7 protein-coding genes are annotated in these 10,580 nt (G+C 57.7%); 4 read left to right on the forward strand and 3 right to left on the reverse strand.

Going from position 1 to position 10,580, the window contains the following annotated elements; all coding sequences use genetic code 11:
* Positions 1 to 148: 148 nt before the first annotated feature.
* The gene (locus PHW69_08270) at positions 149 to 2,635 is read left to right on the forward strand and encodes an FAD-dependent oxidoreductase (GenBank protein MDD4005180.1); all 2,487 of its coding nucleotides are present in this window, start codon (positions 149 to 151) and stop codon (positions 2,633 to 2,635) included.
* Between the two features lie 265 nt (positions 2,636 to 2,900).
* Here PHW69_08270 and PHW69_08275 read toward each other — a convergent pair whose 3' ends face one another.
* Positions 2,901 to 4,973: a SpoIID/LytB domain-containing protein gene (locus PHW69_08275; GenBank protein MDD4005181.1), complete on the reverse strand. Its 2,073-nt coding sequence runs from the start codon at positions 4,971 to 4,973 to the stop codon at positions 2,901 to 2,903.
* 21 nt (positions 4,974 to 4,994) lie between these two features.
* Between PHW69_08275 and lipA the strand changes: the two genes are divergently transcribed.
* Entirely contained in the window at positions 4,995 to 5,882 is an 888-nt protein-coding gene (lipA, locus tag PHW69_08280) for a lipoyl synthase (GenBank protein ID MDD4005182.1), read from the forward strand.
* 252 nt (positions 5,883 to 6,134) lie between these two features.
* On the opposite strand, the gene PHW69_08285 is transcribed toward lipA, so the two are convergent.
* Entirely contained in the window at positions 6,135 to 6,779 is a 645-nt protein-coding gene (locus PHW69_08285) for a hypothetical protein (protein ID MDD4005183.1), read from the reverse strand.
* A 138-nt stretch (positions 6,780 to 6,917) separates the two neighbouring features.
* On the opposite strand from PHW69_08285, the gene PHW69_08290 reads away from it, so the two are divergent.
* Complete coding sequence (locus PHW69_08290) at positions 6,918 to 8,621, forward strand: tetratricopeptide repeat protein (GenBank protein MDD4005184.1); 1,704 nt, start codon at positions 6,918 to 6,920, stop codon at positions 8,619 to 8,621.
* 115 nt (positions 8,622 to 8,736) lie between these two features.
* Positions 8,737 to 9,129, forward strand: a complete 393-nt coding sequence (locus PHW69_08295) for a hypothetical protein (GenBank protein MDD4005185.1) — start codon at positions 8,737 to 8,739, stop codon at positions 9,127 to 9,129.
* A 332-nt stretch (positions 9,130 to 9,461) separates the two neighbouring features.
* On the opposite strand, the gene PHW69_08300 is transcribed toward PHW69_08295, so the two are convergent.
* Positions 9,462 to 10,580, reverse strand: a 1,119-nt coding sequence (locus PHW69_08300; protein ID MDD4005186.1) for a clostripain-related cysteine peptidase, incomplete at its 5' end; no start/stop codon positions are given.

A 10,580-nucleotide genomic window follows, 5' to 3' on the forward strand; every position in this document is an offset into this window, starting at 1 on the left:
CCATCTGCTACCGCATTTCCGGCTGCAAAATAACGAACGCGGTAGTGCGCGCCGTTACCGGCGGCGCGGCGGTTTCATGCACGGGCGGCCGATCCAGTCCTTAAAACCGCGGTCCGGAATAAAATTTTTACAGCCCGGAGGTTAATTTATGGCCATGAAAATCATCATAGTCGGCGGAGTGGCGGGCGGCGCGAGCGCGGCGGCCCGGTTAAGACGGCTCGACGAAAAAGCGGAGATCGTCGTGTTTGAAAAAGGCAGGCATGTATCCTACGCCAACTGCGGACTGCCGTATTACGCCGGAGGCGTTATTGAGAACCGTGACGCGCTGCTGATAATGACTCCGGAAAAACTGAAAGCGCTTTTAAACCTTGATATAAGAACAAGAAGCGAAGTGACCGCGATAGACCGGCGGGCCAGAACCGTCACCGTCCGCGAACTGCCGGACGGGCGCGAATATACCGAGCGCTATGATAAACTGGTGCTGGCGCCCGGCGCGAAGCCTTTTCTGCCGCCCGTGCCGGGCATGAATTTGAAAAAAGTGTTTACGCTGCGCACGCTTGACGACGCGGACCGGCTGAAAGAAACCGTCGTCCGATCCGGCGGGAAAACAGCCGCCGTCATCGGGGCCGGTTTTATTGGAGTGGAAACCGCGGAAAGCCTCACGCACGCGGGCGTAAAAACCGCGCTGATCGAAAAACTGCCGCAGATCCTGCCGCCGCTTGATCCCGAAATGGCCTGCGGACTGCAGACGCAGCTGCGCGACAAAGGCGTTTCCTTATATCTGGGCGCGGGGCTCGCTGAAATCCGCGAAACTGAAACCGGTCTCGCGCTCCGGCTGGACAACGGGGTGGAGCTGGCGGCTGATTTCGCCGTCTGCGCCCTCGGCGTCCGCCCGGAAACGGAACTGGCAAAACAGGCCGGGCTTGAAATTGGCGCGGCGGGCGGCATTAAAACCGACCGGCAAATGCGCACCTCCGACCCCGACATCTACGCCGTTGGCGACGCGGTGGAAACGCCGCTCGCCCCTTTGGGCGCAACGGGCATTATCCCGCTCGCCGGACCCGCCAACCGGCAGGGCCGCATAGCGGCCGAAAACATCATGGGGGCAGGCTCGGTCTGTCCCGCGACGCTCGGCACCGCGATACTTAAAGTGTTCAACCTCACGGCCGCAATGGCGGGCCATAACGAAAAGCATCTGGCGCATAACGGGATACCGTACCTTAAATCCTACGCGCACGGGCTCAGCCACTCGGGCTATTATCCGGGCGCGTTTCCGCTGGTGATCAAACTGCTTTTTTCGCCGGACGGGGGGAAACTGCTCGGCGCGCAGGCGGTCGGAATGGAAGGCGCTGACAAACGGCTCGACGTAATCGCCGCGGTGATGCAGGCCGGCGGCACGATTTATGACCTGCTCGACGCGCAGATGTGCTACGCGCCGCCCTACGGTTCCGCCAAAGATCCCGTAAACATCGCCGCCATGACGGCGGAAAACATTCTGGCCGGACTGGTGAATCCGGTCTACCCGACCGACCTCGACAGGCTTGCCGCCGATAAAAACTTTTTCCTGCTCGACGTGCGCACACCGGAAGAATATCTGACCGGCAGTCTCCCCGGCGCTACAAACATTGCGCTTTCCGTGCTGCGCGGCCGCCTGCCGGAACTGCCGCGCGGCAAAACCATCGTCACGCTGTGCAGCCGGGGCAAGATGTCCTATTTCGCCGCGCGGCTGCTTATGCAGGAGGGTTTCAGGACGCTTAACCTTAACGGCGGCTATTCGCTGTACAAACAGATCAAGTCTGAACAGGAAGCGCAGGCGGCGGGCTCGCAACCCCGGCAAAACCCGGCGCCGGACGCAACCTCCAGTCCGGCCGGCTGCCCGAAAAACGCCGCACGCATTGAAATCAACGCCTGCGGACTGCAGTGTCCCGGCCCGATTATGAAACTGTCCGCCGCGCTGAATAACGCGGCCGCCGGGTCGGAGCTGCTCGTTTCCGCCAGCGATCCGGGGTTTAAAATGGACGTGGCCGCATGGTGCAGCAGCACCGGCAACACGCTGATAAACGTTACGGAAGAAAACCGCGTTATACGGGCCTGCATAAAAAAAGGAACGGGTGAAATACCGGCAAGCACGGACGCATTGAACCAGCCCGCGCCTGCGGCCGGAAGCAAAAACCGCACCATCGTGGTTTTCAGCGGCGATCTCGACCGCGCGCTGGCGGCTTTCATCATCGCCAACGGAGCCGCCGCGCTGGGCGGAAAAGTGACGATGTTCTTCACTTTCTGGGGCCTTAATATCCTGCGCCGGGAAACCGCCGGGCCGGCGGCAAAAGGCTTTCTTGACCGACTGTTCGGCCTGCTGATGCCGCGCGGCGCGAACCGGCTGGCGCTTTCAAACATGCATTTCCTTGGGCTGGGAACCGCGCTGATGAAACATGTCATGAAAACCAAAAACGTCACGCCGCTGCCGGAACTGATAAAGCAGGCTCAGCGGCAGGGCGTTAAAATAGTGGCCTGCACCATGGCTATGGATATCATGGGCATCCGGCGCGAAGAACTCATCGCCGGCGTCGAAACCGCCGGAGTGGCCAGTTATCTCGCCGACGCGCAGTATGCCTCGACCAACCTGTTCATTTAAACCGGCCAGCCGGCCCCGAAAAAAATGAAACTCCCCCGGCTGCGCCTGCCGGTTGCTATTATATTGCACCGGCCAGCCGGGTGGGTTCTTTTCTTCCAGACTCCGGCTGCCCTGCTTGCGCAGGATTACAAACCATTCCACTCCCCTGCCTGAGCCATGCCATGTCGGTCATTATGTCGTGCCGGCCGACACCGGGTTTTTGTGAGCGGAATATATAACGCAGCCCCGCGCAGTCAGCACGGGGCTGCGCAATTGATGAACAAACCTATTTTTCGCGTTTGATCTGGCTGAGCTTCACGCCGGGAAAATAAGTTTCAAGCATTTCGCCGTATTTCTGGCCCGCGCTTGCCCGCCCGCTTGAGCCCGACTGGCAAAACCCCACGCCGTGGCCCCAGCCCGCGCCATAAAACAGATATTCGACCGGTTTGCCGTTGCGGTAAACGGGTTCCATGACAAACGCCGCGCTGCGCAGCAGCCCGTCTCCGAGATATTTGCGGACCTGATATTCCTTGTCAAGCGGAAAATCGCCTTTCGTGCCCTTTATAACCATCCGCGATATATGGCCGGACAAACCGCGCCGGACCAGAACAATTGCCGTGATTTCGCCGATCTCCTTCCGGGCGGACACCTCTTTGGCGATATCCTGCGTGCGGACGACCCTGGTCCAGCGGTAATGCGTGGCTTTAACGTAAAACGAACCTTCACAATAGGCTTTAGGCAGTGTTTTGTACAGATGATCGAATTCAAACGGCTGGGAAGGCGGCTCCCTGATGCCGTCATAGTCCGACACCACGCCCCAATAAGGCACATCGCCCCAGCCCGCGCTCGCGCCCGACTGGGTAAACCCGCCGCCATTGGCCGAAAAAACCGTCTGCGCGGGCTTGCCGTCATAGGTGAGAATCTCGCCGCGCGTGGCGTCCACCGCGGAATTGCCGCGGCTTGACTCCCCACCCACGCCGCCGTAAACCTGGCAATGCTGGCTGTCGCATAAATCGTACCCCTCGGCCTTGTGCTTGCCGCTGTTTTTCATGGCGTAGGTTCTGGCGAGCACAGCCTGCGCCTTTAAAGCCTCGAACGGGTACCGGACCGGCATCTCCGACGCCAGCACCCCGTACACATATTCTTCCACATTGACGATATTGATTATCGCCAGCCGCTTTTCCAGTTTGCGGATCTCTATATCGCCGCGCAGTTCCTTGTCGGCGATGGCGGCCCAGGCGGTTCCATGCCCGAGCAGCAGGCTTTTGATAATGACGGTATTGGCGTTTTTCCCCGGCTGGCGGATCACTACGGCGGAAGAAAAAGAGGAGCGGATCCTGCCGGTCTGATCCTTTATCCACGCTTTTTTCGGATTGTCTTTGCTGATCGCTATGCGCCATTTCTGTTTCGCCGGCCCGCGCAGGATGCGTTTGCGGGTTTTGGCGTCAAGAATTTCAAAAGGCGCGGCGGTGACGAATTCCACCAGCCCGGAATCCGACGGCTGGCCCGAAGCCGTAGTGCCAATCCCGATCCGCAGCGCCGGCAGACCCTTTATCCCGGATGCGTGTTCCAGAGCCCTGTGCATGACCGCGGTTTTCGGCGGTATGATCTCAGCCGGTTTCTTTGAAATATTCCGTTTCAATCCGTCAGCCATTTCCTTGAATTTGGGAACAGCCGGTTCGGCATAGGCAAGTTTCTGGTAATTGGTCCAGGCCTCGTCCATGCGCCGCTGCGCAATGCGCAGCGCGGCAAGGTGCCGGCGCGCTTCGAGAAACTGCGGGTCAATATCAAGCACCCGGGAAAAAGCGTCGGCCGCATCGTCGGTTTTTCCCATTTCGGAATAAATCTCGCCCTTGTAAAACCAGGCGGCGGCGCAGCCTGAGTCCATATCCGCCGCGCTCGACGCGGCGTCAAGCGCGCGGGTGTAATCTTTCTGCAGTAACCGCGCCCTGGCCAGCCCGATCAAATCGGCGACTTCAATATCACGCGCCGTGCCCGCCACGGAAGCATACACCTGCTCGGCGCGCTCAAATTCCCCGGCCGACAGAAATACGCTCGCCGCCAGCCGCTTGACCTGCAGATCATCGGGATACTGTTTGAGCGCGTCGGCCATGATATCGCGCGCCCGGACGGGATCGCCAAGCTCTCTGGCCACAAACGCGGCGTTAAGGTAAACTTCCGGCGACGCGCCGGATTTTATCGCTTCGCCGTACTCCTCCAGCGCGCCCGCCGGATTGCCCTCAAAATAAAGCGCGCCGGCTTTCCTGAATGAAGCGTGGCACACGGCGCCACTCAGTATACAGCTGACCGACAAAGCGAAATACACCGGTTTTAACCGGGAGGAGGGAAACGATTGCATTGTAAATAGTATAATCAATACATGCGACACAGGGCAAGCATACCGGACTGGCTGAAAAAAAGCGTCGGAAAAAACAAAGCCGCATTGCGGCAGGACGAAAGCCGCGCGACCGCGCGCGCTCTGGCGGACAAAAACCTGCACACCGTGTGCGTTGAGGCGCTATGCCCCAATCGCGGCGAGTGTTACTGCCGCGGCGAAGCCACTTTTCTCATTCTAGGCGACCGCTGCACAAGAGGCTGCCGGTTCTGCGCGGTAAGCCGCGCAAAACCGCTCCCGCCCGACCCCGGCGAACCGCTGCGCGTGGCCCAGACGGTAAAAAAATGGAATCTTCAGTTCGCCGTGCTGACTTCGCCCACCCGCGACGATCTGCCCGACGGCGGCGCGGAACATTACGCCCGCGCCATTAACGAAATACACCGCCTGTCGCCGCAAACCGGAACCGAGCCGCTCGTGCCGGATTTTGCCGGCGACGCTGCCGCGCTGGAAACTGTTTTAAACGCCGGCCCCTCCGTGCTGGCGCACAACGTCGAGACGGTGCCGTCGCTCTATGCCGCCGTAAGGGCCGGCGCGGATTACCGCCGCTCGCTCAAGCTTATCAGCCGGGCGAAAAAACATTCGCCCCGTATAATCGCAAAATCAGGCCTTATGCTTGGACTGGGCGAAACAAAAACGGAATTGCGCAACGTTTTCCGCGATCTGGCCGCCAACGGCTGCGAGCTGCTTACACTGGGGCAGTATCTTGCGCCGTCAAAAGAGCATTTCCCCGTACAGCGCTATCTGGAACCGGCGGAATATGATGAATTGCGCGCCATTGCGCTGACCGCGGGATTGAAAGCCGTGCTGGCGGGCCCGCTGGTGCGCAGTTCCTACAAGGCGGGCGAATTATACCGCCGGCTATCGGCCGGATAACCGGCCCGCCCCGCAGGAAGTCCCTCACGACTGCTTAGTGCCGTCCGTTCAGCAGACTTGTTGCCTTGCGAAAGGCCGGAGTGTCTTTTCCGGCAACCGCCGTTTGGCCCCGCAATCAAAGCCGCACAATCCATACCGCAGCACGGCCTGTGGCCTGCCGGCAATGCCCCGTGCCGTGCGGGCAGACGGATCCGCGCGCGTGCCGCAAAAAAATCCCCGGTTTAAAAACCGGGGATTTTTTAAAACAAAACGTCATTTGCAGGATTTTGGCTTGCCTTTTCTCGCGCGCGGAATTTTTATTTCCTGCGACACCACATCTTCCATTTCGCCTTCGACGCCCATATCATCCGGCCCGGCAACATTCGCAGTCCGCTTAAGCTCCATGTCCAAAGGCGAAGCCTGCTCGACGCGCAGCAGCGAAACTTCGGCCTGCAGATCCTCCGCGTGATAGACCTCGTGCACATAGCCCACGTCCGGCGCGTAATACCGGGTTGCCGTGCCGGCCTCGCCGCCGGCGATAAGAGTGAGAACCTTAAGACACCCTTCATATCTGGTTTCGCCCAGCCGCAGTTTATCGGTAACCGAAACGATCTCGTTGGCGTCGGGATACTCGTCCCATTCCGCGCCTTCCTTCACCGGCAGAGGAAACTCCTTGCGCCCGCCGACCACGATTCCGTCATAAGTGGTAACGCCGGACGCATCCCTGACTATATTGTAAACCGTAGCGGTTTCATGGCCTTTGAGCGCGGTCGTCATGCGGACAGTGGCGGTCTGCACTCCGTCTTCTGTTTTCTCCGACAGCACCACCACGGAAACTTCCGCGCAGCCGTCAAACTCGCTGCTGGAATACCGGTATACATATTTTTTCCCCGCAACCAGAGGAAAATAATCAGTCATACGCTCACGGCCTCCATAGTAATGCCTTTTGGTTATTTTAGCATTTACAAACCCATAAAAGGCAGAACATTGTTTTCAAAGTTATGAAAGTCCTATACTGTCCATTATGGCTTTTCCTTGCCGGAAGAGATTGATTTTATGCGCGGATATATTTTAAAAACGGTTTTGACGGCAGTAATCATGGCGGTGTCGGCGTTCGCCATGTGGCCGTCAGTGAACGGCGGATTCGTGTCGGACGATCCGAATTATGTCGCGGGCAACCCGCAGATCCGGGACCTTTCCCCTCTGGGTATAAAAAACATCTTCACGCGCCCGCATCTGGGGCTTTACAAACCGGTCACGATGCTGAGCTTGGCGGTGAACTACAGATTTTCCGGCCTCGATCCCCGCCCCTATCATATCACCAACGTAACGCTGCACGCCTTGAACGCGGCGCTGGTGTTCGCGTTTATCCTGCTGCTGACGCAAAATGGCGCGGCGGCATTTTTGTGCGCGCTGCTGTTCGGAGTGCATCCGCTGCATGTGGAATCGGTCGCGTGGATAGCGGAACGCAAGGATATGCTGTACGCGCTGTTTTTTCTGCTTTCCTCCATTCTGTATGCCGCATACGCGAAAACCGGGCGCCGGGCCGAACTGGCGGGCTCCATTTTATGTTTCGCGCTGTCACTCGCGGCAAAACCGGCGGGCATAACACTCCCGGCAGCGCTTTTCATTTATGACTATCTGCTCCGGCGCGGATTTTCCCGACAGCTGCTGCTGGAAAAAATTCCGTATCTGCTTGTCGCCGGCGCGTTCGGCGCATGGAATTATTTCCTGCTCGATTCCACCCAGCAGGTAAGAACGGCCTTTAATCTGGCGGACCGGATCCTGTTTGTTTTTTACGGCCTGAAATTCTATATCGTAAAACTGCTGTGGCCGGCCAACCTGTCGGCGGTATATCCGTTCCCGGTAAAAAACGGCAACTCATTGCCGCCCGAATACTGGCTGGGCCCGGTTACCGTAATTCTATGCGCGCTGCTGCTGTTTAAATATTTCCGGAAAACCAGACCGGTAATGGCCGGCCTGGCGTTTTACTGCGTGACGCTGCTGCCGGTATTGCAGTTCGTTAACGTCGGAACCGTCATAACCGCGGACAAATACAGCTATATCCCGGCACTGGGGCTGTTTATGCCGCTGTCGGTTTACGCGATTAAGGGGCTGACGACGCTGCGCCATAAAAACATACGGCTTGCGGGCGCGGCAGCCGTATGCGCGGCTGCGCTGCTGGGCACACTGATAACCGCGGCGCGGGCGCGCTGCCGGGTCTGGGAAAACGACTATACGCTGTTTTCAGACGCAGCCGCCAAATACCCGGACACTTCAACCCTTAATTATTTCGCCGCCGCGCTGAGAGATTCCGGCCAGCCGGACCGCGCGCGGGAAGTATTTGAAATGGCGATAAAGCTGTCGCTGCCCATGCAAAACACCGCAAGCAACGCCAACGACGTTTTCTTGAGCTACACATCGCTCGCCGGGCTCCTGCGGGATCAGGGCAGGAACGATGAGGCGGAAAAAATGTTATCCGCCCTGCGGCGGCTTAAGCCCGACTTCGCGCCAATGCTGTTTCTGCTCGCCGACGTGCAGGCGCGCAAGGGCCGGCTGAAAACGGCGCTGGAACTGTTTGATCAGGCTTCCCGCTCAGCCAGCCTGGAAGCGCCGTCCTGCGCGCTTTCCGGCGATATTTATATGCGGCTTGGCGATTATGCGCGCGCAAAAGAACATTATGACAGGGCGCACCGGCTCGACCCGCAATATCCGCCCGCCGAAAACAGAATGCCGGGCATAAAAACCGCCGCGGACTAAGTTCGGTTTTAAACCGCAAATAACGGAATACGGAATAATTTCCCTGCTAAAAATACGATATAATACTGACGTGGTTAACTGTCCGCCATAAAAATGGCGGAGGAGGATTATAACGATGAAAGTGATAGTTTCGCTGATTGCCGCCGGAATCTTCGCCATGCCCGCGGGTTTCGCCAAGACTGAAACCGCCGCGCCTGTAACAAACACCAAACAGCCCGCCGCAAGCGCGCCCGAGTCAACAGCAGCCGCATCCGCAAAAAACTGCGCCGGCAATTGCCCGGATTGCAAAAAAAACAAGACGAAAAGCAAAAAACGCGCCTGCGCCAATTGCGCCGGAGCAAAAGCTGAAGCCGCGGTAAAGGCGTCAAGCGCAACGGCGGCCGGCTGCCCGAAAACGAGGGCCGCAAAAACCGGCAAAAACAAAAAAGCCTGTCCCCGGCGGCACGCAAAAACGGAAGCCGCAAAAGTTACACTGTCATCCGCCGCGGCAACACCTTTAACAAAATAGCCGCCGCATTATATCAGCAAAAGGCCCGGGATCGTATGTGATCCCGGGCCTTTTCGCAAAACACCAACGGAACCTGCCTCTTTTGCCGGTAATCTGCGCCAATCGCCGGCCTGATGAAGCTCCCCCGGCTGTGCCATTGGCCTTCCGGTTGTTATTACGCTTTACCGGCAAGCCGGGGGGGTTCTTCTGGTCCAAATTTCGTTTGCCCTGCTTGCATTCCACCCCCCTGCCTGAGCTATATGCCATGCCGGCAATCATTATGCCGTACCGCCAGCGCCGGAGTTTTGTGCGCGAATTTATGAAAACCCGCAGACTGCCGGGGATTTACGCGATCAATTAAAAAAAGTTTTCTCCGCGGGCTTGTTTTTGAGCATCAGCTCTACAAATCTGCCCCATCCGGTATACTTGCCGAACAGCAGCTTGTCATAGTCGGAAGAATATTCAGCAGGCGGCATATAGACGGAAATACCATGCGCCCGGCTGTCGTGTTTGTCAAAAGCCGCATTACCGATAACCACGGAACCGGATATTTCCGCCATCATGTGAACCATATGCGCCTTAAGTCCGGCATCCGAAGTGCGTTCCGAGGCGATTTTCAGGAAATCATAGAAATCCGCCGCCGTACGGTCATAAAACCGCTGCGCCTTAAAATAGGCTTCAGCCAACGCCGGTTTATCACTGGTCGCAACAGCTTTTTGCACAAAAATCCTGACATCGTCAATAAATTTGCTGAGCCTGGCACTGTCCACAACGGAAGTAGTAGCATCCGCCCAGGCGAAACTGTATGTTCGGGCGAACATTGACAAGGTGGCGAGCGCCGCTTCCCGCCCGTCCATGCCGGGATTGTCCGTGATACTTTTCAGCAGAAGCGAATAATCATAGCCGCCCGGCGGCTCGATTTCCTGGGAAGCGACCACATAAGGCGCGTACCCGCTTATCTCGGCACTGACGGCGATATCGGCCATAAGACAGGCATCAGCAGCCAGCAGATCAATTCCGCCAATAGCCTTGAGCATGGCGCGCATTTCCGGCACGGTTATATCGTTGTGGGTTTCATCGTCGTAGGAAATGCCCCGGTTCAAGGTTTCAGCGGACGGAGGCGCGGTACCTTCAATCGCCTTTCCCTTTTCCTCGACCCAGCCGGTTCCGTGATTCCATATCACCAGCATGTATTTTTCAGCCGGAAAATTCTTTTTGGCGTATTTGACGAACCGGACAACCTCTTTCCAGTCGCCCATATCAATTTTCTTTCTGGCATCAAGCAGAACATAACCCGGATTGGTGCCGGACTGTTTGCCGATATACAGCCGCTTGACCTCTCCGAATTCGCCGGAATACAAATTCATCGAGCCCTGTTCGACCACGATATTAACCGAGCTGTCCGAACCCACCCGCGCCATTTCGTCCAAATCACTGTCGCTTTCTTCCGACAGGTCATTCTTGCCGTTCAT

Source organism: Elusimicrobiaceae bacterium (assembly GCA_028700325.1).
GTDB lineage: Bacteria > Elusimicrobiota > Elusimicrobia > Elusimicrobiales > Elusimicrobiaceae > JAQVSV01.